This window comes from Mycobacterium sp. Aquia_213, assembly GCF_026625985.1.
GTDB lineage: Bacteria > Actinomycetota > Actinomycetes > Mycobacteriales > Mycobacteriaceae > Mycobacterium.
Genome location: NZ_CP113116.1, coordinates 2,574,460 through 2,599,274 on the forward strand (window position 1 = coordinate 2,574,460; position 24,815 = coordinate 2,599,274).

General features: G+C 65.5%; 24 protein-coding genes. 14 read left to right on the forward strand and 10 right to left on the reverse strand.

Annotated elements, in window-relative coordinates; translation table 11 throughout:
- Positions 1-10: 10 nt before the first annotated feature.
- Entirely contained in the window at positions 11-1,027 is a 1,017-nt protein-coding gene (gene gap / locus LMQ14_RS12025) for a type I glyceraldehyde-3-phosphate dehydrogenase (RefSeq protein ID WP_267734935.1), read from the forward strand.
- Positions 1,028-1,172: 145 nt separating this feature from the next.
- Complete coding sequence (locus LMQ14_RS12030; RefSeq protein ID WP_267734936.1) at positions 1,173-2,144, forward strand: aldo/keto reductase; 972 nt, start codon at positions 1,173-1,175, stop codon at positions 2,142-2,144.
- Between the two features lie 7 nt (positions 2,145-2,151).
- Here LMQ14_RS12030 and LMQ14_RS12035 read toward each other — a convergent pair whose 3' ends face one another.
- A complete protein-coding gene (locus LMQ14_RS12035) occupies positions 2,152-3,285 on the reverse strand; it encodes a phosphotransferase (protein WP_267734937.1) in 1,134 nt (377 codons plus the stop codon).
- 109 nt (positions 3,286-3,394) lie between these two features.
- On the reverse strand, positions 3,395-4,015 hold the full coding sequence (locus LMQ14_RS12040) for a TetR/AcrR family transcriptional regulator (RefSeq protein WP_267734938.1): 621 nt from the start codon (positions 4,013-4,015) through the stop codon (positions 3,395-3,397).
- Between the two features lie 137 nt (positions 4,016-4,152).
- Here LMQ14_RS12040 and LMQ14_RS12045 point away from each other — a divergent pair, with 137 nt between their 5' ends.
- The 3 genes from LMQ14_RS12045 to LMQ14_RS12055 are packed head-to-tail and all read left to right on the forward strand — an operon-like array spanning position 4,153 to position 7,385.
- Positions 4,153-5,283 (forward strand): DUF7064 domain-containing protein, encoded by a 1,131-nt coding sequence (locus LMQ14_RS12045; RefSeq protein WP_267734939.1) that lies wholly within the window; start codon positions 4,153-4,155, stop codon positions 5,281-5,283.
- Entirely contained in the window at positions 5,280-6,350 is a 1,071-nt protein-coding gene (locus LMQ14_RS12050) for a phosphotransferase family protein (RefSeq protein ID WP_267734940.1), read from the forward strand. Before LMQ14_RS12045 ends, LMQ14_RS12050 begins: the two co-directional genes overlap by 4 nt.
- Positions 6,351-6,401: 51 nt before the next feature.
- The gene (locus LMQ14_RS12055; protein ID WP_420714677.1) at positions 6,402-7,385 is read left to right on the forward strand and encodes an NAD-dependent epimerase/dehydratase family protein; all 984 of its coding nucleotides are present in this window, start codon (positions 6,402-6,404) and stop codon (positions 7,383-7,385) included.
- Here the strand turns inward: LMQ14_RS12055 and LMQ14_RS12060 are convergent.
- From LMQ14_RS12060 to LMQ14_RS12070, 3 genes are read right to left on the reverse strand one after another with little or no spacing between them, the layout of a single operon-like run.
- Entirely contained in the window at positions 7,382-8,497 is a 1,116-nt protein-coding gene (locus LMQ14_RS12060) for an NAD-dependent epimerase/dehydratase family protein (protein WP_267734942.1), read from the reverse strand. The genes LMQ14_RS12055 and LMQ14_RS12060 overlap by 4 nt on opposite strands.
- 8 nt (positions 8,498-8,505) lie before the next feature.
- Positions 8,506-9,012 carry a nuclear transport factor 2 family protein gene (locus LMQ14_RS12065; protein WP_420714678.1) on the reverse strand — a complete coding sequence of 169 codons (507 nt, stop codon included), beginning with the start codon at positions 9,010-9,012 and terminating at the stop codon, positions 8,506-8,508.
- A gap of 50 nt (positions 9,013-9,062) precedes the next feature.
- Complete coding sequence (locus LMQ14_RS12070; protein WP_267735472.1) at positions 9,063-9,875, reverse strand: acyl-CoA thioesterase; 813 nt, start codon at positions 9,873-9,875, stop codon at positions 9,063-9,065.
- A 120-nt stretch (positions 9,876-9,995) separates the two neighbouring features.
- On the opposite strand from LMQ14_RS12070, the gene LMQ14_RS12075 reads away from it, so the two are divergent.
- The 5 genes from LMQ14_RS12075 to LMQ14_RS12095 all read left to right on the forward strand — a co-directional run bounded on the left by LMQ14_RS12075 (position 9,996) and on the right by LMQ14_RS12095 (position 14,049).
- Positions 9,996-10,394, forward strand: coding sequence for a nuclear transport factor 2 family protein (locus LMQ14_RS12075; protein ID WP_267734944.1), 399 nt, complete (start codon positions 9,996-9,998; stop codon positions 10,392-10,394).
- A 114-nt stretch (positions 10,395-10,508) separates the two neighbouring features.
- Positions 10,509-11,804 (forward strand): acyl-CoA dehydrogenase family protein, encoded by a 1,296-nt coding sequence (locus LMQ14_RS12080; RefSeq protein WP_267734945.1) that lies wholly within the window; start codon positions 10,509-10,511, stop codon positions 11,802-11,804.
- Positions 11,801-12,820 carry a zinc-dependent alcohol dehydrogenase family protein gene (locus LMQ14_RS12085; protein ID WP_267734946.1) on the forward strand — a complete coding sequence of 340 codons (1,020 nt, stop codon included), beginning with the start codon at positions 11,801-11,803 and terminating at the stop codon, positions 12,818-12,820. The genes LMQ14_RS12080 and LMQ14_RS12085 overlap by 4 nt, the downstream gene beginning before the upstream one ends.
- 19 nt (positions 12,821-12,839) lie before the next feature.
- The gene (locus LMQ14_RS12090) at positions 12,840-13,424 is read left to right on the forward strand and encodes a TetR/AcrR family transcriptional regulator (RefSeq protein WP_267734947.1); all 585 of its coding nucleotides are present in this window, start codon (positions 12,840-12,842) and stop codon (positions 13,422-13,424) included.
- A 40-nt stretch (positions 13,425-13,464) separates the two neighbouring features.
- The gene (locus LMQ14_RS12095; protein ID WP_267734948.1) at positions 13,465-14,049 is read left to right on the forward strand and encodes a TetR/AcrR family transcriptional regulator; all 585 of its coding nucleotides are present in this window, start codon (positions 13,465-13,467) and stop codon (positions 14,047-14,049) included.
- Here the strand turns inward: LMQ14_RS12095 and LMQ14_RS12100 are convergent, their stop codons facing one another.
- Together LMQ14_RS12100 and LMQ14_RS12105 are read right to left on the reverse strand one after the other, a co-directional pair.
- Positions 14,050-14,814 (reverse strand): SDR family NAD(P)-dependent oxidoreductase, encoded by a 765-nt coding sequence (locus LMQ14_RS12100; protein WP_267734949.1) that lies wholly within the window; start codon positions 14,812-14,814, stop codon positions 14,050-14,052.
- A complete protein-coding gene (locus LMQ14_RS12105) occupies positions 14,811-15,842 on the reverse strand; it encodes a phosphotransferase family protein (RefSeq protein ID WP_267734950.1) in 1,032 nt (343 codons plus the stop codon). The genes LMQ14_RS12100 and LMQ14_RS12105 overlap by 4 nt, the downstream gene beginning before the upstream one ends.
- A gap of 308 nt (positions 15,843-16,150) precedes the next feature.
- On the opposite strand from LMQ14_RS12105, the gene LMQ14_RS12110 reads away from it, so the two are divergent.
- Positions 16,151-17,323 (forward strand): acyl-CoA dehydrogenase family protein, encoded by a 1,173-nt coding sequence (locus tag LMQ14_RS12110; RefSeq protein WP_267735473.1) that lies wholly within the window; start codon positions 16,151-16,153, stop codon positions 17,321-17,323.
- A gap of 27 nt (positions 17,324-17,350) precedes the next feature.
- A complete protein-coding gene (locus LMQ14_RS12115; RefSeq protein WP_267734951.1) occupies positions 17,351-18,217 on the forward strand; it encodes a hypothetical protein in 867 nt (288 codons plus the stop codon).
- Positions 18,218-18,251: 34 nt separating this feature from the next.
- On the opposite strand, the gene LMQ14_RS12120 is transcribed toward LMQ14_RS12115, so the two are convergent.
- The 3 genes from LMQ14_RS12120 to LMQ14_RS12130 all read right to left on the reverse strand — a co-directional run bounded on the left by LMQ14_RS12120 (position 18,252) and on the right by LMQ14_RS12130 (position 20,636).
- Positions 18,252-18,473: a dsRBD fold-containing protein gene (locus LMQ14_RS12120; RefSeq protein ID WP_267734952.1), complete on the reverse strand. Its 222-nt coding sequence runs from the start codon at positions 18,471-18,473 to the stop codon at positions 18,252-18,254.
- Between the two features lie 50 nt (positions 18,474-18,523).
- Complete coding sequence (locus tag LMQ14_RS12125; protein ID WP_267734953.1) at positions 18,524-19,495, reverse strand: Acg family FMN-binding oxidoreductase; 972 nt, start codon at positions 19,493-19,495, stop codon at positions 18,524-18,526.
- 229 nt (positions 19,496-19,724) lie between these two features.
- Positions 19,725-20,636, reverse strand: coding sequence for a universal stress protein (locus LMQ14_RS12130; RefSeq protein ID WP_267734954.1), 912 nt, complete (start codon positions 20,634-20,636; stop codon positions 19,725-19,727).
- 210 nt (positions 20,637-20,846) lie between these two features.
- On the opposite strand from LMQ14_RS12130, the gene LMQ14_RS12135 reads away from it, so the two are divergent.
- Together LMQ14_RS12135 and LMQ14_RS12140 are read left to right on the forward strand one after the other, a co-directional pair.
- Positions 20,847-22,025, forward strand: coding sequence for a cation:proton antiporter (locus tag LMQ14_RS12135; protein WP_267734955.1), 1,179 nt, complete (start codon positions 20,847-20,849; stop codon positions 22,023-22,025).
- A gap of 146 nt (positions 22,026-22,171) precedes the next feature.
- Complete coding sequence (locus LMQ14_RS12140) at positions 22,172-24,541, forward strand: heavy metal translocating P-type ATPase (protein WP_267734956.1); 2,370 nt, start codon at positions 22,172-22,174, stop codon at positions 24,539-24,541.
- The last annotated feature ends 274 nt before the right edge of the window (positions 24,542-24,815 follow it).

Sequence of the window (24,815 nt, forward strand, 5' to 3'; positions counted from 1 at the left end):
GGAGATCATGATGGCTATTCGGGTGGGCGTGAACGGCTTTGGGCGTGTCGGCCGAAACTTCTTCCGTGCGGTGGACGTACAGCGGGCCGCAGGTACAACCGACATCGAGATCGTTGCGGTGAATGACCTCACGGACAACAAGACTCTGGCGCATCTGCTCAAGTACGACTCCGTACTCGGACGTTTACCGCACGACGTATCGGTCGACGGCGACGATCTTGTGGTGGGAGAGCAACGGATCAAAGCGTGGTCCGTCGCCGACGGGCCGGCGGCGCTGCCGTGGGGAGATGTCGGCGTGGACGTCGTAATCGAGTCGACCGGTCGGTTCACCGCCGCGGAGCAGGCCCGCGGTCACCTGCACGGCGGAGCGAAGAAGGTGGTGGTGTCCGCTACGTCAAAAGGTGCAGACCTGACCGTCGTTATGGGTGTTAACCACCGCGACTACGACGGGACGCAGACAATCGTGTCCAACGCTTCGTGCACTACGAACTGCCTGGCGCCGATGGCGAAGGTGCTCGACGAGGTGTTCGGGATCGAGCGCGGACTGATGACCACCGTCCACGCATACACCCCGGATCAGAACTTGCAGGACGGTCCGCACCACGACCTCCGCCGCGCCCGCGCCGCGGCGATCAACGTCGTGCCCACGTCCACCGGGGCCGCACGCGCGATCAGCGTGGTGCTGCCCCAGCTCGAGGGCCGGCTCGACGGGTACGCGCTGCGGGTGCCGGTGCCCACGGGTTCAGCCACCGATCTCACCGCCATCGTTCGCGAGCCGGCGACGGCCGAGGCAGTCAACGCCGCGTTCGCGGCCGCCGCCGGCGGTGAGCTAAAGGGCTTCCTCACCTACACCGAGGACCCGATCGTGTCCTCCGACATCGTGACCGACCCGTCGTCGTGCGTCTTTGACGCCGGGCTCACCAAAGTCACCGGTGATTTGGTGAAGATCGTCGGCTGGTACGACAACGAGTGGGGTTACTCCCACCGCCTCGTCGACCTGACCGGCCTGGTGGCTTCCACCCTCTGAGCCGCTGGGCCGATCGCCTAACCATGTGCATCGTGCGGCCCCGGGTACGTTGGTGTCCACCAACGCTTCGCATGATCAACCCCCAGTTTGCGGAAGTCTGAGAACGGATCCGCCGCGACGGCCCGCTACGGCAGGAGAACGTGCCATGAAACAAGCTCACCTCGGCGACCTGCAGGTCGGCCGGATCGGCTTGGGCGCGATGGGCATGTCCGCCGCCTACTCGATCGGCGGCTTTGACGACGCCGAGTCCATTCGCACGATTCACCGTGCCATCGATCTCGGTGTCACGGTGATCGACACGGCCGAGGTCTACGGCCCTTACATCAACGAGGAGCTGCTCGCCCGAGCGCTGCAGGGCCGGCGAGACAGCGTGGTGCTGGCCACCAAGTTCGGCTTGATCTCGCACACCGGGCGCCACGGCCTCGACAGCAGCCCCGCCAGCATCCGCGTCGCGGTCGACGGATCGCTGAAAAGGCTGGCGACCGACCACATTGACCTGTACTACCAACACCGCCTGGATCGCGGCACCCCGATCGAGGACACCGTCGGGGCGTTAGCCGAATTGGTTGCTGCCGGCAAGATTCGGCACATCGGTCTTTCCGAAGTCGGTGTGAACACCATCCGCCGCGCGCACGCGGTGCACCCCATCGCCGCCGTGCAATCGGAATACTCGCTGTGGACCCGCGATCCCGAGGACGGGATCTTGGCGGTCCTGCGCGAACTGGGAATCGGGTTCGTCCCGTACTCACCGTTGGGCCGCGGCTTCCTCACCGGCGCAATCCGTTCCAACGCGGAGCTTCCCGACAGCGACTACCGCAAGACCAATCCGCGCTTCTTCGACGAGAACTTTCAGCACAACCTGCGCAGCGCGGACGAGCTGCGCGACATTAGCGCCGACGTCGGTGCCACCCCGGCTCAGGTCGCATTGGCCTGGCTGCTGGCCAAGGGGCCCGATATCGTGCCCATTCCGGGGACCAAAAAGGTTGCGCGCCTTGAGGAGAACGTCGGCGCCGACGGTGTCGAACTCTCGTCCGAGCAGCTGGCCCGGCTCGACCAACTCACCCCGGCGACCGGCGGCCATCACGCCGAAGCGCAAATGGGATGGATCGACCGCTAGGCCCTCCTTACAGCGAACCCTTCAGCGCAGCAACGGTTTCCAGGTCATCGAGGGCCGCGACACCGCGCCGCAGGCCTTCCATCGCGATGTCTTCGACCTGCATTCCGCCCATCCCCGCGGTGATCAGCGGCGCGACATACGCGTACAGCGAGCCTTGCCGGTAGCGCAGCCAGAGGTCTTCGCGGTCCAGGTCGGGTCCACCGGCCGCGGCCAGCGCCTGCCGGTAGACGTCGAGCAGCTCACGCTGAGCGGCACGGCGGTCTTCCGGTGTCAGGCTGGTGATCAGCGTGTAGGCCAGCTCGCGGGACGGATGGCCGCGTCGCACGGCCTGCCAATCCAGCAGTCCCGCCTCGCCATCGCGGAAGTACATGTTGCCCGGATGAGCGTCGCCGTGCATGACGGTATGCGGGGGAGTGTCGATCACGGCGGCGACCGCGCGATAGTTCTCGGCGATGAATCGACCGTTCTCCACCGGAATGGTGGTGCGCTCGCTGAGCCGCTTCATCGAGGTCGACATCAGCGCGCCGGTCAACAAGGAAGTGACGTCACCCGACGGCGTGTAGAGCCACCCCAGCGGATCGCGCCCGTTGTAGCGCATGCGGTCCCAGAAGGTTCCGTGCAGGGTCGCCAATAGCTCGAGGATCAGGGCGGCCTGGTCGGTGGACAACGGGTGCAAGGTGTCGGGAAAGACGCACGACTCGGGGAGGTCTTCCAGCACCAGCAGGTATCGGCCGGTCCACGTGTCGAAGGCCGCGCCGTAGGCGACCGGGACACCGGCGAGCTCGGGGGCGAGCTGGCTGTAGAAGCGCACCTCGGTGTTGCCCAGCCGGCCGAGCTCACCCATCAACCGGGTCGCGGCGGTCTGCGCGGTGATCTTGACGAATACCGACTCCGGCACGTCGTCGCCGGTCAGCACCAGTCGCGCCCGCGACGACGTGCCCGCATCGCTGGCCAGGACACGGATCGACCTGACGTTGCGGCCCATGACACGCGAGAGCGCCGCGGTGTTGAGGTCGCCGACCGTGCGGGGCAGCCCCGCTCGACTGCCGACGACGGCGTCAGCGGTCACCCGGCCGATTCCCCGGCCGAGATGTGCGGCCAGGCCGACCACGGAAAGTGTCTGATCAAGCGCCTTTGTCATGACTGTCCATCCTGTGTGCGCCGCCACCGGATCCACGAAGAGACAGGCGGGCGCATACGAGTTGCCAAGACAAAAATAGCTTAATGTCTGGACATCAGACAAAGCGAGACTAATGTCTGATCTGTGGCACCAGGGCCCGCACCAGAAACTGCTCGACGAATTCGCGTTTGTCGGCGACCGGGCGGTGCCGCCAGGCCGGCGCCAGGAGGAACAGCGTCGTCGCGCTCAGCCACTGGACGATCGAGCGGGGATCCAGGTCGGCGTAGAGCTTGCCCGCTTCCTTCCATCGCTGCAGCAGCGGCCCGTAGTGCACCAACAGCAGCTCCTCCATTGGCTCTGCCCCCTGCTGGAGAGCCGCGGTCACCGCGGTGCTCTCGGCGGCGAACAGCGCCTCGTTCAATGCATTGCCTGCCACCGACTCCACTCGCGCCAGCACCATCACGGGCAACGAGCGCGCCGGGTCTTCCGGGTGCCGCAGCGAGGCGACCAACTCGCCCAACGCCGTGTCGACCCGTGCCAGCATCAAACCCAGCAAGACCTCGTCACGGTTGGGGAAGTACCGGTACACCGTCGAGCGGGATACCCCGGCCTCGTCGGCCACTTCGGCCATCCGGATCTGGGCGTTGCCCCGACGCACGATGCACCGGCCCGCGGCTTCCAGCAGACGCCTGCGCGCCTCCTCGTCGTCGAGGATCGCGCGGTCGTCGCCCCACCACCGGCTCGGCTCCATGGCAGCGATAGTAGGGGATGTGTTGTGCCATTGAGTATCTGATGCGCGGGGTTTCGTCAAAAACTTTTCATCGATGTGGCTTGTTCTTCAAAACCATTCGGTGACAATAATTTTCGCTATCCGGCAGAAAGGCATTCATGGGTTACAGCGCCGCCGACGAGTCATTCACCCATCAGCTGCCAACGACGTTCGATCAAGTGCACGATCCCGATCCGACGTGGTCGGACCGCTGCTACTTCTTCGCCGCCTCGCCGGACGGCGCCCTGTTGCTGGCCAGCGGCTACGGCAACAACCCGAACACCGGCACCGGGTTGGGATACGTCAAGGTCAGCCTGGCCGACGGCCGGCACTGGGATCTGCTGGCCGGCCATCCCCTCAGCGGTGGCGGTCGCGACGATCTGAGTGCCGGGCCGATGCGCTGGACCTGTGTCGAGCCCCTGAAGAAGTGGCGTCTAGACGTGGAGCCCAACGATTCCGGCATCGCGTGGGAGCTCTATTACGAGCCCACCGCGCCGATGTGGGAGCTGTTGCCGATGAAGGTGCGTGACTCCGACGGCCGGATGCTGGCCGACATGTACCACATGAAAGAGCCGGGGCGGTGGACCGGCTGGGTGCAGATCGACGGCGAGCGGATCAGCGTCGACGGATTCCACGGCGGCCGTGATCGCACCTTCGGGGTGCGCGTCTCCGACAAGATCGATTTCTGGCTGTGGCTCGACGCCGGTTTCGAAAACCGGGCAATCGAAGCATGGATCATCGAATCATCCGATGGCACAGTGAACTACGTCGACGGCGGCATCACCCACAATGACGGCACGCTGTCCAAGCGGTTTGTGAAAATCGAGCACGACGTCGAATTCGACGGCGACCGCAAACGGCCCGCCCGTGCTGTGCTCGTCTTCACCGACGAGGACGGCAAGACCTACCGGGTCACAGCCGACACACCGCATCAGGACGTCAACGCCTACTACGGCCTGCCGATGGCGCACTGCCAGTATCAGGACCTCGGCGAGGGCGCGTACTTCATCCACTTCCATTGGGACAGCAATGATTCCGCGCAGCTCGGCGAGACCGAGGGTAAATCGATGGCGCTGGATCAGCTGATGCGGTTTGAACTCGACGGCGACACGGGCTGGGGCATTTTCGAGTTGCTGATGGGCGGCCGGGGCTATGCCCGCTACCCGAACTGGGCGGCGATGGACATGTCGGCCTTCACCCAGACCAAGACGCCGGTCGAACGGCTGTCCGAGGACGGAGCTCGCCAATGACGCAGGACGCCAATGTCGCTGAGCGTTTGACCGCCTGGCTGCGCACCCAACTGCCCGATGCCGACGATGTCCGGGTCGAGGGCCTCGACCGGGTGAACTTCGGGCATTCCGCGGAGATGATGGTGCTCACCGTCGTGACGGGGGATACCCGCCGCGATGTGGTGCTGCGACTGCGCCCCAAACCGCCGGCGCTGCTGGAACCCTACGACCTGGTGCGCCAGTTCTCGATCCTGCGCGCGTTGCAGGACAGCGCGGTTCGTGTTCCGAGGGCGCTGTGGCTGGAGGGCAGCGGCGACGTCCTGGGACGGCCGTTCCTTGTGATGGAGCGGGTGGGCGGCGACGTCTATGAAATGGAAGCACCCGCCGAGGCCGCCGCGACGGTGGTGCGGATGTGTCAAAGCCTGGCCGAACACCTTGCGGCAATTCATTCGGTCGACCTCGAGCAGACCGGGCTCGACGCGCTCGACGACGGCAGCAACCACCTGCACCGCGAACTCGACCATTGGGCAACCGAAATGGACCGGGTCAAGCGGGATTCATTACCCGCGCTGGAACGGCTCCTGCAGGCATTGCGCGACAGCCTGCCCGCGCCGTGCCAGAAAGTCACCCTGGTGCACGGGGACGCCAAACCGGGCAACTTCGCGTTCACCGGCGGTGAAGTCAGTGCGGTCTTCGACTGGGAGATGACGACCGTCGGTGACCCGCTGACCGACATCGGCTGGCTCGAACTGCTCTGGATGCAGCCCGTCGGCATTACCAGCCACCCCGACGCACTGGGCATCGAGGCACTCCTCGAGCATTACCAAATGGTCAGCGGGATCACGTTGCAGAACCGGTCCTGGTACCGCGCGTTCAACGCCTACAAGATGGCCGTCATCTGCCTGATCGGCGCGATGCTGGTCGACGGTGGGCACAGCGACGATCAAAAGCTGATGCTCGCCGCGTACGGCACCTCGATGTTGACCCAAGTCGGGTTATCGGAGTTAGGCATCACCGAGTCGATCGAGGACGGTCCGGTACTACCGCGTGAGGAACGCATCCAGCAGGTCCAGGCAAACGTCCGCTAGTACGGACCGGTCCGGCTATTGTCCACCCGGGGCAATGATGGGAGAAGTGCCATTACGCGCGAGAAGAAACTGGTGATCGGGGCCAGCGGCTTCCTGGGATCACATGTCACCCGTCAGCTTGTCGCCTCGGGTGCCGACGTCCGAGTGATGTTGCGCCGCACCAGTTCCACCAAGGGCATCGACGACCTCGAGGTCGAGCGCTGCTATGGGGATGTCTTCGATGACGACGCCTTGCGCGCGGCGATGGCCGGCTGCGATGTCGTCTACTACTGCGTCGTCGATGCCCGGATGTGGTTGCGCGACCCGGCGCCGTTGTTTCGGACGAACGTGGAGGGTCTGCGTCACGTGCTGGACACGGCCCTGGATGCCGATCTGAAGAAGTTTGTATTCACCAGCACCGCAGGCGCTTTGGCGATCAGCGACAGCCGGGCGGTCACCGAGGAAGACCCGCACAACTGGGACGAGGGCGGGGCATACATCGAAGCGCGGGTCGCGGCCGAGAACATGCTGCTGTCGTACGCGCGGGACAAAGGGCTGCCCGCCGTCGCGATGTGCGTATCGACCACCTATGGCCCGGGCGATTGGGCGCCCACTCCGCACGGTTCTATGCTTTCCCTCGTCGCCAACGGGCGGTTTCCGTGCTATCTCGAGTATTCGTCCGAGGTGGTGGGCATCGAAGACGCCGCCAGGGCGATGCTGCTGGCCGCCGAACACGGACGAAGTGGCGAACGCTACATCGTCTCCGACCGATACATGAGCGTGCGCGAGCTGCACGAGATCGCCGCCACCGCCGTCGGCAGACGGCCGCCACGCATTGGCGTCCCGATGTCGGTGCTGCGCGCCGGCTCGCGGGTCAACGACGCGTTGGCCCGGCTGCTCGGCCGCGACCTCCCATTCGCGTACGCCGGAATGCGGATGGCCGAACTGATGTCGCCCCTGGACCACGGCAAGGCCGAACGCGAATTGGGCTGGACACCCGAGCCCGTCGAAGACTCGATCCGCAAAGCCGCGGTTTTCTTCGCCTCGCGCAACTAGTCTGCTTGCCGATCGGCGTGTGCCAGCGCCGCCGGGCCGTACTTGTTTTCGATCATCGCCCACGGGTCGGCGTAGGGACCACGGCCCTCTGCGCGGTTCTGCAGTTTGATCGCGATGCGCAGCACCGGCCGCAATAGCGGACCCAGGACGCGTAAGACGATGCGGACCATTCGCTGGGATTCACCGACCCAGGCCATGGTCTGCTGCCAGTCGTGCTCTTGAAAGTCAAGCAGTGCCTGCGCTTCGGTGGTGTCATACCAGCCGGTGAAACTCCAGCCTCGGTCATCGTCAGGATCGCCGGGCAGCCCCACCGACGGACCGAGACGACCCAGGCCCACGGCCGTCATCAAGTCACCCTCGAGCTCATGCTCGAGCATTACGCACGTTTCGTTTCCGCCGATCAACAATGCCTTGCCATTGATCGTGGCTTCGCGATCGACACCGTTGGCAAATGCCAGCGCCGCATCTCGCGCGTCCACCGCGTGCAGGCGATTGTCAACGGGCATGGAACGCATGATCACCAGGTTGTCGCCATCGATGCCGCCGGATTGGGTGTCCGGTGAGATGACGCCGGCCAGTCGGTACAGCGCGTGCGGGAGACCGCTGGCCCGGATCGCCGCCTCCGCCAGCACTTTGTCCTGCCCGTACTGATCGATGGGGTTCACCGCGGTGTCGGGGGTGATCCGCTCCGGATACCGGTGCGGGTTACGCGAGCCGTAAACCGCGGCACTGGACGCCATCAGGAACAGCGGCGGGCGGGACAGGGCCGTGGCCGCCGCCAAGAGATTCTCGGTGCCGCCGACGTTGACTTTCCGTGCCAGCGTGGGATTCCGGTACGACACCGGTGAGACCACCGCCGCAAGGTGAACGATGGCTCCCGGTTGATGCGTCATGACCAGCTCGCGCACCGCTTCGGCGTCCGTCAGGTCGACGTAGGCGGGAATCAGTGCCCCGGGTGCGGCGCCGGCCGACAATTCTTCTTGCACCGCAAGGGTTTTGTCGTTGCGCAGGTCGGTCGCGATGACCGTTCGCCCTCGATCGAGCAGGATCTGCGCGCAGCGCTTGCCGACCTGTCCGAACGCGCCGGTGACCAGGATGGTGTCGACAGTCATGGCCTCTCCTATTTCTCCAGCAGCCGGTTGGCGAACTTGGCGGCCGTGTTGCGGATCCGGTTGGAGATGTAGAACGAGAACACCGGCGTGACGATGTCCTCGCGCAACCGAGTTAACTTGGAGCTCTTGATAAGCCACTGCCCGGCGACGTTTTCGTAGCTTTCGTGGTAGTGGCCGTGGCCGACCAGGCTCAGCCCGGGCCCGAACCGCACGACATCTTGCAATGCCCATACGCCGCGCGCCGTCGTCGGCGACGTGAGCTCGATTTCGGGGGCGTGTACCTGATGTGCGGTGGACTGCGAGGGGCGTCCGATGCTCTTGCGGGTGAACGCGACGAAGTCGTCGGCGCCGGCGATCAGCTTGCCACCCGCCTCGGAGGTGTCGCTGACGAAGTCGTCGGCGAAGATCGCCCGCCACGCGGCCCAGTCCTTGGTGTCCAGGTAGCGGCAGTAGCGGGCTTTGAGCTGCTTGATGGACTCGATAGCCAGCAGCGTGCTGGCGTTATCGTCGGCGATCACGTGCCAAGCCTGACATTGACGTACGAGCCGAACAGCGGCGGGGCCAGTCAGCCCTTGAAGTAGACGATCTGATGCGTGGTGGCCAGTAGCGTGCCGTCGCGACTCCAAACTTGCGCGCTCTGATCGAAGTATCCGCGTGAGAAGCGGTTCGCGTGGGCGCACGCCAGGACGTAGTCGCCGCCGAGGGCGTCAAGTTGGTGTTGGTCGGCATGGAAGTAGGTCGTGAGCGAGATCGTCCCGGCCGGCAGGACGCCGCCGAGGCGTTGAAACACCCGCGGATAGAACACGTCACACAGCGCGGCCAGTGCCGGGTAGTCGACCGGGCGCTCCTCGCGGTCGCGCACCCACAGCATGGTCCCCGACGTGGCACTGGGCTGTGCGTTCTCGCCTGGAAGAGGGCCTTCGGCGAACCGCATGTCGTAGAGGCGCGCCCAAACGACGACTTCCCCCTGACGGCTGCTAGGAGCAATCTGCTCTGGCGCGGGCGCGCTCGGTGGAGGGGCTTCGGTGTCGCTCCAGGTGTCGCGGCGGACACCGAACACCGCGGTCGCCGTGGTCTTGACGTCACCGTCCTGACTGAGTTCGGCTATCCAGTGCTGAGTGCTGCGACTGGTGCGCGCGGCCCGCAGCGAGATGTCGAAGTCGCCATCGGCGACGGGGCCGGCGAAGTTGATGGTCACCGCCAGCGGCTCGCCAATGCGGTCGGGGTGAGTCTCGATCGCACGCACCAGCACTGCGGCGGTAATGCCGCCGAATGGGCCGACCATGTTCGCCCACTCCGGACGAGTCCGCCCGCGCCTGGTGTCGGCGTCGAGGACATCGAGCTCGATGGCCCTGTCGAAAGGGTGGGTGGGCGTCATGCTCACGGCAGACTACTTCGCGGCGACCCAAACGCCCGACACGGGGTTATCAGATTCGCCCGACGTCTCCGAAACCGGTGTTATTTTAAGTTCTCGCTGCGGGTGCCTGGGAGGGCCGGTATGACAGAGTCGTCGACGCGCGAGTTGCTCACAGCACTCGTGGCCGCGTTCGGCGATGCCGAGCGCGTCACCGAATTGCTGGCGCCCAAAGCGCAGTGGTGGATCACCCCGACTGTCGGTGTGCTGGGCAGCCCGACGGTGGGGCGCGACGCGATCCGCGCCGGCATGCGAATCATCTTCGGCCAGCTGTACGCGGAGGTGCATACGACGGTGCATCACGTGCTCTGCGACGACGACATGGGTGCCGCACGTTTCACGATGCGGGCCACCGCGCTGTTTGCCGGCGGGCAACCCTACGAGAACGAATACTGCGTCTGGGTTCAGGTGCAGGACGGCTTGATCGTCCGGGTATGGGAGTACCTCGACGTTGCCCATGCGACAGGGCAATTCAGCTCCTGATCATGGCTCCCGGTGCGGGGGTGTTGCGCTGACGCATGACACCCTGATTACACTGTGATCTCGGTGTGAGGAAGTGCCGGTGTCGCGATTGCGCGACCGATGGTGAGGAACGCGATGGCCTGGGATTTCGAGACGGATCCGGATTTCGCTGAAAAGCTTTCGTGGATGCGCGATTTCATCGATTCCGAGGTCATCCCGCTGGAACCCATCCTCGCCGAGATCTCGACCGAGGATTGGCAGCCGGTCAAGCGCTATCTGCAGGACAAGGTCAAGGCGCAAGGCTTGTGGGGCCTGTTCCTCGATCCCAGCCTGGGCGGCGCGGGGCTGGGCCAGCTCAAGCTCGCGCTGATGTCGGAGCTCATCGGACGGTGCATGGTGTCGATGGAGCTGTTCGGGGTCCAGGCGCCCGACAGCGGGAACATGGAGCTGCTGGCACACGGCGCGACCGAAGCGCAAAAGCAGCGCTGGTTGTATCCCAACCTCAACGGAGAGATATCCAGTGCGTTCGCACTCACCGAGCCATTCCTGGCCGGCGCCGACCCGACCGTCATCGCCACCACCGCCGCGCTCGACGGCGAGGACTGGATCATCAACGGCCACAAGTGGTTTACCACCAATGCGTCCTGCGCGGACATCATCTTGGTGGTAGCGGAGACCGACCCCGCCGGCCGGCCGCACCGGCACGCCTCGATATTCGTCGTCCCGACGGGAACGCCGGGGTGCAATATCGTTCGCGACATCCCGACCATGGCCCACCCCGACCCGGAGTTCGGCCGGCGTGGCAATCATGCCGAAGTGGTGTTCGCCGACTGCCGGGTGCCCGCGGATCATCTGGTCGGCCCGCGCGGCGGCGGTTTCGTGCTGGCGCAACAGCGGCTCGGCGGCGGGCGTATCCACCACTCGATGCGCTGGCTCGGGCAGGCGCAGCGCGCCCTGGACATCATGGGTGAGCGCGCGGTCTCGCGCCGTTCGCACGGCCGATTGCTCGGCGAGCATCAGATGGTGCAGGACTATATCGCGCTGTCGCACACCGAGATTCAGGCAGCGAGGCTGCTGACCTTCCAGACCGCCTGGAAAATGGACCGCCTCGGTGCGGGCGAGGTCCGCGCCGAACTGGGAATGATCAAGGCGCACGTATCGAAGGTGGTGCTCGCCGTTCTCGACCGCACTATCCAGGTGTGTGGGGCATTGGGGTACTCGGGGGACCTGCCCGTCGAATCCTGGTATCGGATGACGCGATTCGGATCGATCGGCGACGGGCCCGATGAACTGCACAAGTCGGTGCTGGCCCGGCATGTGCTCAAGAAGTACCGGCCAGTGCAGGGTTGGCCGACCGATCATCTGCCGTCGCGGCGGCCGGCAGCCGAACAGAAGTGGCAGGCACTACGCCAGGAGGCAGGCATCGCATGAGCATTCCGGACCGTCAACGGGCCATCGTCATGACGGGGCCCGGCGAGCCCGTGCAGACCGTCGAAATACCGGTGCAGGAGCCCGGACCCGGGCAGGTATTGGTCAAGGTCAATGCCTCGAGCCTCAACTTTCACGACAATGTCAATCTGATGGGCCTGCTGCCCGGGCCCTGGCCGCGCGTGCCGATGACTGATGGCGCCGGAGAAGTGGTGGCCATCGGGGCGGGAGTCGACGGGCTGCGGCCCGGTGATCGCGTCATGGGGGCCTTTCACCCGGGTTGGCATGACGGGCCGCCCAACCCGGAAGCCAAGCATGAGGTGCCCGGCGACAACTGCGACGGGTGGCTGCAGCAATACCGGGTCGCCGATGTGGCCGGCCTGGTCAGTACCCCCGCGCATCTCAGCGATGTCGAAGCAGCGACGATCCCGTGCGCGGGTGTGACGGCGTGGAGTGCGTTGGTGGAAGCCAACATTGGTGCTGGTGACGTCGTGGTGACCCAGGGCACCGGTGGGGTATCGCTGTTCGCCGTGCAACTCGCCCGGGCGCGGGGCGCCACCGTGATCCTGACCTCGTCGTCCGACCACAAGCTCAAGGTCGGATCGGATTTGGGGGCAACGCATCTCGTCAATTACCGGACCACCCCGGCCTGGGAGACGGAGGTGATGCGATTGACCGACGGTCGCGGTGCCAAGCTCGTCGTGGACCTCGGTGGACCCGCGACGCTGGCACAGTCGCTGCACTCGGCAGCCGTCGGCGGCACGATCGCGGTGATCGGCGTGCTCAGCGGATTCGACATGGCATCCATCGCGGTCGCCGAGGTGATGCTGAACAACCTGCGCGTCATCGGAATCACGGTGGGCAGCGTGCGCGCTCACCGCGAGATGTGCGAGGCGGTGTCCAAGGACGGCATCAAACCGCACATCAGCCACGTCTTCGACTGGGAGCACCTCGACGAGGCGCTTCGGGTGATGCGGGCCAACGAACATATCGGCAAAATCGCCCTGACCATCACGTAGCCTCGCGAGGAGGGTAGACGTGCCCAGCGAACTGGAGCTCGACGCGGACCAGATCGTCGCCGCCGCAGTGGAAATCATGCGGGAAAGCGGTCTGGACGCCATCAGCATGCGCAGCGTGGCCACCCGCCTGGGCGTCACGCCGCCGCCGGTTTACTCCCGAATCGGCAACAAGGACGCGCTGATCGATGCGGTTGCCGAGCATATGCTCGACGACCTGGCGCCCGAGCTGGAACGCGACGAAACCTGGCCGGACTATGCCCGCCGCTGGACCCGCCAACTTCGCGAACGACTGACCGACGCGGCCGACAGCCGGCTCTTCCTGCAGGCGAAGCGTCCGGCCTATCTGAAAGCATCCCGCCCGCTACTGAAAAGCATGCGCCGCGACGGCATGTCGACCGACATGTCGGTGCGTGCCTGCCGGCTGTTGACCTGGGCGGCCGTGGGTTTCGTCGCCATGGATCATCCGCCGAGCACGAACTCGACGCGCAAGCGCGGCCGCCTTGCCGGCAGTGACCCGGCGGGGGTGACTCGCGAGGAAGTCGACGAGTTGTTCGCCACGCACATCGACTACGTGATCGAAGGTATTCGCCGCGACAGCGCTTAGCCTGCGGTGTTGGCGCCGTCACGGATTGTACGATGCAGCGATGGCCAAGCCGCTGATCCCGGCCGAGGACATCCTCACGCACGCGCTGGACCTGCTGGATTCCGAAGGCATCGAGGCTCTCAGCGTCCGTCGACTGTCGGCCGCACTGAAGATCTCGCCGCGGACGCTGTATCAGCAGGTCGGCAATCGCGAAGCACTGATCAGGGCGCTGGTCGCCCGGCATTTTGCGCAGCTGAAACTCGACTTCAAGGAATATGACACCTGGGAGTCGACGGCGCTGCATTGGTGCCAGGCGTTGCACGACACCCTGCGTGCCCATCCGTTTCTGACCGAGCTGATGACCATCGATGACCGCAGCGCCGTCACCGAGTACGTCAATGCCCTGCTCAAAGCCACTCTGCAGGAAGGGATTCCACGCCCGCTGGCAACCGAGTGCTGCCGCGGCCTGGCGCATATGACGATCAACCATTCCATCGTCGACGTGCGCGGGCTGCGGGAGGCGAAGCGCTCCGAATCCGAGACGGCCAAGATCGAACAGAATTTCCCCCGGCTGGTCGAATGGGTGATCTCCGGGGTGCGGGCCGAGGCGGGCGGCGTCGATGCCAAGACGAACCGGTCCCGCTGATCAGCCGGAGACGCCGCCGTCGATCGTCATCAGCGACCCGGTGGTGTAGCTCGACGCGTCGGAGAGCAAATAGACGACGGCTCCGACGATCTCGTCGGGTCGGCCGACCCGTCCGAGCGCGATGCGACGCACCAGCTCCGGCAAGAGGTCGGGGTTGCGGACGAAGCCCGACGCCGCGTCGGTATCGAAGGTGCCGCAGATGATCCCGTTGACCCGCACGCCGGCGCCGGCGTATTCGATGGCCGAGGCGGTGGTCAGCGCGTTCAGCCCGGCTTTGGCTGCTGCGTAGACCGTGGTGACCGGGGTGGGTTTCACCGACGCCAGCGAACTGATGTTGATGATCGACCCGCCGCCGGTCGCGGCCATCGCCGTGGCGGCCAGTGCCGTCAATCGGGTCGGGCCTTTCAGATTGACGCCCATCACCTTGTCGAACAACACTTCTGAGGTATCCAGCAGTGAGGGGGCAAGCGGGCTCATTCCGGCGTTGTTGACCAACCCGTCCAGCCGGCCCCAGCGGGAAAGGGCCGCCTCGAGGACGCCGGGCAACGATTCCCAATCGCCGACATGGCACGCCAACGGATAGGCCTGCCCACCCGACTCGGTGATGGTGGCTACCAGTGCCTCACACGAGGCGATCTTTCGGCTCGCGATCACCACTCGTGCACCACGCTGGGCAAGCGCGACACTCATCGCGGCGCCCAGTCCGCGACTGCCGCCCGTGACGAGAACGACCCGGTCAGCCACGTCGAACAGGTGGTCGGTCATTGCGCGAACCTCCTTGCCCGGCTAAGCAATTCATCGATGACCGGCCCGAAGAACTGGTGGATCGGATTTCGGGACTCACCGCGCAGAAATTTGGCGTAGGACGCCTCCAAGACGATCGCCAGCTTCCACGCACTGAACACCTGATACCAGTCGAATTGTGACAGGTCGCGGCCGGTGGCCTCGGCGTACCGCGAGATCAGTTGATCCGGTGTCTGGCAATGATCGCGGTCCATGCCGTGCGGCGCGTCCGGCGATCCCAGCGCGATCGGGTTTCCGGCCTCAGGCCAGAAGATCATCGCCCAGGCCAAGTCGATCAGGGGATCACCCACCGTGGTCATCTCGAAGTCGACGACGCAGGCGACCCGGGGTGGCGGTGCCGGCGCCCAGATGACGTTGTCCAGCTTGTAGTCCCCGTGCATCACGGTGAGGTCGCCGCCGGCGGGCAGGTTGTCGCGCAGCCACCCGGCGAGCTCGTCCACGCCGTTCAAATCGCGGGCCCGGTACCGCGCCAGTTGCGCCAGCCATCGATCGACCTGGCGCGGCAGAAAACCCTGCGGGTGCGACAGTTCGGCCAGCGCGGTACCTGCCCAGTCGACGGCGTGCAGCGCAACCAGGGTGTCGATCAGCTGTTCGCCGATCAAGCCGTGTGACGACGGATCACGATGCAGCGCTTCGGGAAGTCCGTCGCGGCGGATCACCCCACCGTCGACGTACGACATCACGAAAAACGGGGCGCCCAGGATCGCGGGGTCGTCGCTGCGAGCCAGCACCGTGGGCACCGCTATCCCGGCCGCCCCCAGCGTCTCCATGATCCGCGCCTCGCGGATCACCTGGTGGGCGGTGTCGGAAACCGTGGCCAGCGGCGCCCGTCGCACCACCCAGGCCTGCCCCAGCCGGTCGACGCGGAACATCTCGCAGCTGCCACCGCCGCGGATGGGGGTCACCGACACCTCCGCGGCCTCGCCCGTCGCCTCGGCCAGCCAATCGCGAAACCGCGCGACGTCGAAACCCGTTGCGGCAGTGCCCATGCCCCGATCCTCCGATCGCCGGTTAAAATAACGCCGATTCCGTAAACTTACCAGTCCGGCGGCCGATCCCGGGATGGTTCGCAACGCCGTCGACGGGATACATGATCGGCCGGGGGGAATCGATCTGTACAGTGATTCACCGGTGCTGTACAGTCGCCCAGCACAAGCTGAGCGTTCGGACACGACAACGGCGTCGGGAGGTCATCGGCGATGACGCACAGACGAATTCGGCGGCGTCGGTGACTGCCGAGACCGCTGAAACCGTAGCGGAATTTCGCAGCCGGGCCAGGGCTTGGTTGGCCGCCAACATGCCGCGCCAGGGTCCCGCCGAAGCCGCCCTGCTCGAACGCGACGCGGAGGCGTCCTGGCACCGTGCGCGAGAACTGCAAAAGACGTTGTACGACGGCGGATTCGCGGGCATTTGTTTTCCGCGGGAGTACGGCGGACTCGGACTGGGCTACGAGTACAAGAAGGCCTTCGACAGCGAGGCGCAAGGCTATGAAACGCCGTTGCTGCTCAACGTGCCCTCCTTCGCCATCTGCTGCGCGACCATCCTCGACGTGGGCAGCGAGGAACAGAAACGCACCCACATCCAAGCCGCGCTGCGCGGCGACGAAGTTCTGGTCCAGCTGCTGTCCGAACCCAGCGGCGGGTCGGACCTCGCCGGCGTGATCACTCGCGCCGATCGCCGAGACGGGCGGTGGGTCATCAATGGCGCCAAAACGTGGAGCACCTGGGCGTTCGCCGCGGACTACGGGCTATGCCTGACCCGGACCGATTGGGACGCGCCCAAACACGAGGGGCTGACCATGTTCCTGGTGCCGCTTGCGCATCCCGGAATAACGATCAACCGCATCCAGCAGATCAACGGCTCCATCGAATTCTGCGAAGAGTTCTTCGACGACGTCGACGTGGGAGATGACGCGGTCGTCGGTGAACCGGGCAAGGGGTGGGAAGTCGCGTCGCGGCAGCTCTACCATGAACGCCGCAGCATGGGCGATGGTTCCGAGTACACGAGTGGGCCGGGAATCTCTGAGGCCGAGGATGTTTCGATCGATCTGCTGTCGCTGGCCGAGAAGACGAACCAGCAGGACAGCGAACGCGTGCGGGAGATGACCGGGCGTGCCCTGGTCCACCGCACGGTCGCGCGCCAGCTCAGCGAGCACGTCTTCCACGCGGTGGCCAGCGGCGCCCTGCCACCGACCGCGGGATCGATCATTCGCTTACAGATGGCCGCGGTCCACGATGTCGAAATCGATACCGCGATTGCCGTCGCGGGTACGTCGGCGGTCGTCGAGGACGATGCGCAGCTGCTGGATATCGGTATCCGCTACCTGGGCCGCCAGATCGCCAGCATCGGCGGCGGCACCACCGAAATGGCGCGCAACGTGATCGGCGAGCGAGTGCTGAACTTCCCTCGCGAGTACGCTGCCGATCGCGGCGTGCCGTTCAACCAAGTGCGACGAAACAGACAGTCCTGACCCGCTGCTCGAGAAAGGTGGCGAAAATTGAGCGACCAACTGCGAGACATCCGGGAGTTGGCCGGCGACGCCGACGCCTATCGCGATGAGCTGTTCCGCCGCTGGACGGGTCTGCTCAGTTACCGCTACATCGGTCGTAGGCACTCGTCGATGGACATCGGCGACGTCGACGACACCGTCGTGATCCGTCGGGACATGCGCAACGAGGCAGGCGGAATCATGGTTGCGCCACTGGCCATCTCATCGCCCGAGGGTTGTCAGACCGACATGGTCGCGGTGCCCAACCCGGTCATCGCCTCGGTGCAGATCATCGATCCCGGCTACGACGTCTCCCGGGTCGAGATCGTCGGCTCCGGCGTCGTGCACCAGGGCCGGACCATGGGCTACGGACGGTGCAAGATCGTCGACGCCGACAACCCGGATCGGGTGATCGCCTTCAACGAAGGCCAGGGCGCGATCATCGGCATCCCGCCGGAAGGCCTTGACAGGATGGATGTTTCGGGCACCGAGCTGGTTGTCGAGGACTCGCCCGACCTGCCGCCGTTATGGGCCGCCTTCGGTGCCGCCCGGCGCGACGACGGGCACTGGGTGCTGCCCGCGCTCAGCGCCGAACTCGCTTCGCCGGACGCGGCGCTGCACATCGGTCCCCAACACGTCGTGCTGGAGACCGCGGCGACCGACCTTGCGGCCGATCTCGCCGGCACCCGCAAGGTGCAGGTCGTCAGCTGGCACGTGATGTTCATGTCCCGCGGCAAGGTTGGGCCCTTCCGCGTGGAGGGCACCGCGCACGCCGGCGGGCCCGGACGGATCGGGGTGCGCATGTTGCTGCACGACGAAGGCAATGCGGACAAGCCCGTTACCTCTGCCGCGGCGATCTTCGAGGTCGCCGACTGACCCTTCGCCTGGGTGTACCAACGAGATCTCTAGATCATTGGCTGATACAAGACAATTGGTGGCTTAAGTCCGAAAAGGCCTGAGCCAGCGCAATTTGTTCACCAACGTTGTCGACCTCGACATGGGACAGACCAAAGCCAATCAGTGTGTGACCCCGCCACCGCATGCGGGCCACGGCCCGGCTCCGGCGATTGTGTTCGTCGGACGTGATGGTGACTGCCACTGTCTGGCTGCTCTGGGAGGTGTTGTAGTGCATAGATTTTCCTTGCATTAGCCCCGCCCCGGCGGCGGATTGGTTGTCGAGTGCTAGAGATTGACGGTCAATACGTCGGCTAGCGGTCGGCGCGGGGTCGGTGGCGGGTAGTGCTCATTGCCGGGGGCGCGGCCGATGCGGACCAGGACCTGGGGCAGTGGGTGCCCGGTCAGCCCTTCGACGACGTGTCGGCTGGTTTCGAGCTCGGTCAGGTGGGTGAGGGTGCAGGTGGCCAGTCCAGCCACCGTAGCTTCCAGCAATATCGTCGACAGTGTTTCTCCGCACCCCAGCAGGTCGCGTGGGGAGCGATCATGTGCGGAGATCACCAAGATTGTCGACAAGTCGGTCGGCGTGTGAGCGCGCCGTTCAGGGTTATGGCTGAAGGGGAAAGTGCGCGCTACGTCGACACGGTCCCCTTCGGCCGCTGAGACCAATGAGTCATAGGGAATGCCCTCGCTCGCCTCGAACGGCGCCGTCCAGCGCTGCAGTGTCGCGAAATAGGGGGAGTCGTAGAGGCGCAAGATGTCCGTCATATCGGTTGCGTCAGCAAGCTCGCCGCGATCAGCGTCGTCGATGACGTCTACCAGCGCAACCGTGTCGTCTATCCGGCTTCGCAATTCGGCTTCGAAATCGGTCCAGTCCGGGACGGGGTCGAACGGAAGGCGATCGGTGCGGCGCGTGGCGATGGCGTCGGCGCGGCGTCGTTGTTCCTCGGTCACGACGGTCATCTCCGTGAGCGTGATCGAAGCGAGATGCTCGACGTTATTGGGGTCTGGACAGTGACTAACATGGGCGTTCCATCCGGCAGCGGCCATCGCGACGCGCAGGTGGTCGAGTGCCGCCCCGCAACTGATCAGCGCTTGCCGTTCGGCGGGATCGGTTTGCACCACGCGGGCCGGATCCAAGTACAAATGCAATCCGGCGCGGTCGAGGCGCCAGAGCCAAGGCTGGCTATTGTGGTAAGAGGGTGCTCGGCAAGCAAGCGCGACCGCGCCTTGGACCACGTCCGTTGCAACAGTTGTCATCGACGTCACCTGGATCTCCCGTCATATGCTGAATCGATATCGACTCTGCTCGAAGAAGCTGGCCACCGGGCAGAGTCCTTGGTCCCTAATCGCGACAATGGGGGCTTAAGACTCTCCGCGGAAGCGACTTTCGCCGCCCAATACAAGACTCGCACCGACGGTGCTGCAGTATCTTTGGTTGCGCCGACGCTAAGTCGCCGCGTCCGTGGCGCTGCAATCTCGCTCTCGGCTAGTTGCGACTGCGGGCGACAATCACGGGAATCTGGGCCGCGTGGGTCACCGCCGTGCTGACCGATCCCAGTAGCATTCCGGCGAATCCGCCGCGGCCGTGGCTGCCCACTACGACGAGCTGGGCCGACTCGGACTCATCGAGGAGGTGGCGGGCCGGGTCGTCCCACACGACCCGCGGATGAACGGTGACGTCCGGATAGCGTTCCCGCCACCCTGCCAGCCGCTCCGCCAGGATTTCATTACGCAAAGCCTCTTGCGCCGACCACTCCATACTTGGGGCCGCCGATAGGTCCGGGTCTCTCCACGCGTGCACTGCGACCAAGTCCACGCCACGCCACGATGCCTCGTCGAAGGCGATTGCGGTAGCCGATTCCGACGCCGGCGAACCGTCGATGCCCACCACGACCGGCAGCTTGGAGGGATGCAGCAGGGATTGAGCCTCGTCATGGATTATCGCGATTGGGCAGTGCGCATGGTGGATTAAGCCCGTGCTGACCGAGCCGAGCAGGACCCGATGCAAACCGTGCCTCCCGCGACAGCCCACCACTACCATGTGCGCATCCTTGGAAAGGGCGACAAGCGGGGCCAGGGGCACCGAAAAGAACAACTCGGTCTTAATTTGAGGGGCGCCCAGGCCACCCTCGCTGCTGCTTTCAACAACTTTGATCGCATCGGCGAGGAGTTTCCGGCCGTACTCTTCCCGTTCGCGGTCCTCCTCGGCGGGGGGAAGCGGGACATCTGCTAAAAGCCATGGTGCCGGGCCCCATGCCGCAGTGACCTCAACGTGGACCAGGGTGAGCGGCACATTGCGCATGCGTGCCTCGAAGGTGGCCCACCGCACAGCCGCAATGGATGACGATGATCCATCGACTCCGACCACGATGCCCGGAGATGTTGCGCTATCAGACATTCGCGGTAATCCTCCTTGTTGCTGTGCAAGCGAGCGATGCGAATAACGCTAACCGCTCGGTGGCCGAGCGTCAGGAGTAATTGGTCCCCGCCGTATAGGGCATCAGACCCCTGCGGCGTGTCCTCTCAGCAAGATTGACGCGTTAGCTTGGGCAGCGCCAATACGATTACCGGATGACACCACTTCTCGCCCCCGCCAACGGACACTGACGTGCAGGGGTTCGGTTTCCAAACACTGGCGCTGCTGACGGCAATAGGTTTCGCCGGCCCGTTGCTTGCGGCGTTGCCGCGCTTGCGGATTCCGGTGATAGTCGGTGAGCTGATCGCAGGACTCGTCGTCGGTAAGACCGGCCTCGGCGTCATCGATGCCGCCAACCCGACGCTCCAATTGCTCGCGAATATCGGCTTCGCGCTGGTGATGTTCGTGGTGGGTACGCATGTACCGATCCGCGGCCACGAGATGCGCTCGGCGCTGCCGCTGGCAATGGCGCGGGTGCTTCTGGGCGGTACCGTCGCGGTCGCTCTTGCTGTTGGCCTGGCGGCGGAGTTCGGCACCGGCCACGCGGCGCTTTACGCGGTGCTGATGGCCTCTTCGTCCGCGGCACTGGCATTGCCGGTGATCGATTCGCTGCGGCTGCAGGGACCGCAGGTGCTCTCCGTGACCGCACAGATCGCTGTCGCTGATGCTGCGTGTATTGTGTTGCTGCCGTTGGTGATCGACGTGCGGAGCGCGCCGGCGGCAGCGCTGGGTGCGTTGGCGGTCGCGGGGTGCGCAGCGATTCTTTTTGTACTGCTGAGCGCGATCGACCGCAGGGGCTGGCGTGCGCGCGTTCACGCGTATTCCGAAAATCGTCGGTTTGCCCTGGAATTGCGGACCAGCCTGATCGTGCTGTTTGCACTGGCGGCGCTGGCCGTCAGCACCCACGTATCGGTCATGCTGGCGGGCTTCGCGGTGGGTTTGGTGATCGCGGCGGTCGGGGAACCGCGAAGGCTGGCGCGTCAGCTGTTCGGCATCACCGAAGGTTTCTTCAGCCCGCTGTTCTTCGTTTGGCTTGGCGCCTCGCTGCAGGTACGCGAGTTGGCTGCGCACCCGAAACTCATTCTGTTAGGGGTAAGCCTGGGGCTGGGTGCTGTGCTGGTGCATAGCGCGGGGAAGTTACTCGGCCAGCCGGTGACGCTGGCGGTGCTGTCGGCCGCGCAGCTCGGCGTGCCGGTGGCCGCGGCCACGATCGGCACCGAGGAACACCTCCTCGTCGCGGGGGAAGCATCGGCGTTGATGTTCGGCGCCTTGCTGACGATCGCCTGCGCATCGATCGCGGGCGCCGTGGCGGCGCGTGGCCAGAGCGCCGCAGCAGCAGACAAATCCGTTCACACGGACCGGCCCACATAACGCGGCAAGGGTCCGAAGGCCCTTGCCCCGAAGATGTGGGACTGATCGACTCAATACCGAATCCGTCGGGCGGGTCGGGCTCTAGTGCGTGATGGCCGTGCGGTTGTTCGAGACGCCGGATGTAGCTATGGCCGGAGGACCTTTGGATGGTTGGCGACACGGAACCTGTGGCCGGTCGCTGGAATGCGCGGGTGCGCTCGCTCATCGAACCGGCCCTGGTGGTGTTTACGGTGGGTGCGTTGGCCGCCGGTGGGATCGCCTGGCTGGGCGATTGGCGCGGCGTGGCCAACGGCTTTTGGATCGCCGGCACGGTCCTCGCGGTGGTGCCGGCGTTGGTGTGGGTACTGGTGGCGTTGCGCCGGGGCCGGGTCGGCGTAGACGTCATCGCGGTGCTATCGCTAGTCGGCACCCTGCTGGTCGGCGAGTACCTGGCTGGCGCATTGATCGCGGTGATGCTGGCAGGTGGCCGTGCGCTGGACTCGGCGGCCGAACACCGTGCGTCACGTGATCTGCGGGCGTTGCTCGAGCGTGCGCCACGGTTCGCTCGACGACGGATCGGAACGCAGGTCGGCGTGATCCCGCTGGCTGACGTGCTCGCCAACGACTTACTGGTCGTCGGCCCCGGCGAGGTGGTGCCGGTGGACGGACGCGTCGCCGATGTGGTGGCAATACTCGATGAGTCCGTGCTGACTGGCGAGTCGCTGCAAGTGGAACGCGATGTCGGCGAACCGGTCCGCAGTGGTGTGGTCAATGCCGGCAGCGCCTTTGAGCTGCGTGCCACCGCAACAGCCGACGAGAGCACGTATGCCGGCATTGTGCGATTGGCTCGGCAGGCCGGTGCGGAGAATGCGCCGATCGTGCGGTTGGCCGACCGTTACGCGGCGTGGTTTCTGCCGCTGGCGCTGGTGCTGGCCGGAGCGGCGTGGCTCGCCAGCGGGTCAGCGGTGCGAGCCGTGGCGGTGCTGGTGGTGGCGACCCCATGTCCGTTGCTGCTGGCTGCGCCGGTGGCCATTGTCTCCGGCTTGTCGCGGGCATCCCGTGCCGGAGTGGTGGTCCGCGGCGGAGGCGCATTGGAAAACCTCGGGCATGCAACGACTTTGGTGATGGACAAGACCGGAACGTTGACGATGGGGCGCCCGGTGGTCGTCGACGTGGTGGCCGCGCCGGGCCGCGACACGACTGCGATGCTGCGGCTGACCGCATCGGTGGACCAGCTTTCGCCGCACGTACTCGCCGAGGCCATTGTCACTGAAGCACTTAGCCGGGGTTTGCAGCTGTCACTACCCACCGATGTGGTCGAAGAGCCCGGCCGCGGCGTCACCGCCACCGTCGATGGGCGTCGGGTCACAGTCGGCAAGCTGCCGGCCGACGCGGTGACCGGCGCGTGGGCGCGAGCAGCGGTCAATCGCGCCCGCCTGGACGGCGCAGCGATCGCCTGGGTCTGCGTCGAGGGCGCGCCAGTGGGTGCGGTGTTGTTGCGGGACCCGTTGCGCCGCCAGGCGCCGCGCACGGTGCGGCGGCTGCGCGAGGCGGGACTGAACCGGTTGATTATGCTCACCGGCGACCGCGCCGAGCCGGCCCGTGAGGTCGCCACCGTCTTGGGATTGGACGCGGTCTATGCCGACCAGACCCCGGCTGACAAATTCGCCGCGGTGCGCACCGAAACCGAACGGGCGGTGACAGTAATGGTGGGTGATGGCGTCAACGACGCCCCCGCGCTGGCGGCGGCCACGGTCGGTGTGGCGATGGGCGCACGTGGAGCCACGGCATCCTCGGAAGCCGCTGATGTGGTGTTGACCACTGATCGGCTCGACCGATTGGCCGATGCGATGGATATTGCCCGTTGGTCACGGCGCATCGCGGTGCAAAGCGTCGTCGTCGGCATGACCCTGTCGCTGCTGGCCATGGTGATCGCCGCGTTTGGCTGGTTACCGCCCGCCGCGGGTGCGCTGCTGCAAGAGGGTATTGACGTCGCCGTGATCCTCAATGCGCTGCGGGCCTTGCGCGGGAATCCGGCCACCGAGGTGCAGCTGGCCGCAGGCACCGAGCAGATGCTGCACCGCTTCGCCGCCCAACATGACGAACTGCGCGACGCCATCGGACTGTTGCGTGACAGCGCTGATCGGCTGGCCGCCGGCCCGGATGCTGCCGCGCTGCAGTCGCTGGCCGCGGCGCATGCCTTGCTGACCGAGCGGATTCTGCCGCACGAACGGGCTGAGGAAGCTCAGCTCTACCCGGCGCTGGCCCGCCCCCTGGGTAGCGGCGAGGCCACCGCCACGATGAGCCGGATGCATGCCGAGATTCAGCGGCTAGCCGATCGCATCGCCACGCACCTGGCCGTGGCACAGTCGGCCGGGGCGATACAGCCCGATCAAGCCGAGGACTTACTGGCATGCCTATATGGGCTATATGCACTGTTGCGGCTGCACTTCGTTCAGGAAGAAGAAAGCTACTTCGTTCTCGCCGAGGACGATAAAACATGGCACCCGAGAAAGCGACCCGAAATCACGGCCTAAGCGACGACACCTGACTGATTGTCCGTGGCGAAACTCGTTGTTAATCCACATATCCCGACCCACCTTCGGTGTCAAGGTTTATTCGGCTCTAGTGGCCGGGTTGGGGAAGTGGTCGGATCAACCTCAAGGCTGATCGAGGACCTCGCCTGAACGGCGTGCGTCGGTTACTGCGCGGCAGCCTACGCCGTGGGCGACCGATTATCTGTTGATGTGTTCATCGCAGCTGCCGCGTAGCTTGCCGGGAGTAAACCGTTCCTACCCTCGCCGGTCGTGG

What these genes read in the sequence shown, in the direction of transcription:
- gap (WP_267734935.1), top strand. Translation starts at nt 11, where the DNA reads ATGGCTATTCGGGTGGGCGTGAACGGCTTTGGGCGTGTCGGCCGAAAC.
- LMQ14_RS12030 (WP_267734936.1), top strand. Translation starts at nt 1,173, where the DNA reads ATGAAACAAGCTCACCTCGGCGACCTGCAGGTCGGCCGGATCGGCTTG.
- LMQ14_RS12035 (WP_267734937.1), bottom strand. Translation starts at nt 3,285, where the DNA reads ATGACAAAGGCGCTTGATCAGACACTTTCCGTGGTCGGCCTGGCCGCA.
- LMQ14_RS12040 (WP_267734938.1), bottom strand. Translation starts at nt 4,015, where the DNA reads ATGGAGCCGAGCCGGTGGTGGGGCGACGACCGCGCGATCCTCGACGAC.
- LMQ14_RS12045 (WP_267734939.1), top strand. Translation starts at nt 4,153, where the DNA reads ATGGGTTACAGCGCCGCCGACGAGTCATTCACCCATCAGCTGCCAACG.
- LMQ14_RS12050 (WP_267734940.1), top strand. Translation starts at nt 5,280, where the DNA reads ATGACGCAGGACGCCAATGTCGCTGAGCGTTTGACCGCCTGGCTGCGC.
- LMQ14_RS12060 (WP_267734942.1), bottom strand. Translation starts at nt 8,497, where the DNA reads ATGACTGTCGACACCATCCTGGTCACCGGCGCGTTCGGACAGGTCGGC.
- LMQ14_RS12070 (WP_267735472.1), bottom strand. Translation starts at nt 9,875, where the DNA reads ATGACGCCCACCCACCCTTTCGACAGGGCCATCGAGCTCGATGTCCTC.
- LMQ14_RS12075 (WP_267734944.1), top strand. Translation starts at nt 9,996, where the DNA reads ATGACAGAGTCGTCGACGCGCGAGTTGCTCACAGCACTCGTGGCCGCG.
- LMQ14_RS12080 (WP_267734945.1), top strand. Translation starts at nt 10,509, where the DNA reads ATGGCCTGGGATTTCGAGACGGATCCGGATTTCGCTGAAAAGCTTTCG.
- LMQ14_RS12085 (WP_267734946.1), top strand. Translation starts at nt 11,801, where the DNA reads ATGAGCATTCCGGACCGTCAACGGGCCATCGTCATGACGGGGCCCGGC.
- LMQ14_RS12095 (WP_267734948.1), top strand. Translation starts at nt 13,465, where the DNA reads ATGGCCAAGCCGCTGATCCCGGCCGAGGACATCCTCACGCACGCGCTG.
- LMQ14_RS12100 (WP_267734949.1), bottom strand. Translation starts at nt 14,814, where the DNA reads ATGACCGACCACCTGTTCGACGTGGCTGACCGGGTCGTTCTCGTCACG.
- LMQ14_RS12105 (WP_267734950.1), bottom strand. Translation starts at nt 15,842, where the DNA reads ATGGGCACTGCCGCAACGGGTTTCGACGTCGCGCGGTTTCGCGATTGG.
- LMQ14_RS12110 (WP_267735473.1), top strand. Translation starts at nt 16,151, where the DNA reads ATGCCGCGCCAGGGTCCCGCCGAAGCCGCCCTGCTCGAACGCGACGCG.
- LMQ14_RS12120 (WP_267734952.1), bottom strand. Translation starts at nt 18,473, where the DNA reads ATGCACTACAACACCTCCCAGAGCAGCCAGACAGTGGCAGTCACCATC.
- LMQ14_RS12125 (WP_267734953.1), bottom strand. Translation starts at nt 19,495, where the DNA reads ATGACAACTGTTGCAACGGACGTGGTCCAAGGCGCGGTCGCGCTTGCT.
- LMQ14_RS12130 (WP_267734954.1), bottom strand. Translation starts at nt 20,636, where the DNA reads ATGTCTGATAGCGCAACATCTCCGGGCATCGTGGTCGGAGTCGATGGA.
- LMQ14_RS12140 (WP_267734956.1), top strand. Translation starts at nt 22,172, where the DNA reads ATGGTTGGCGACACGGAACCTGTGGCCGGTCGCTGGAATGCGCGGGTG.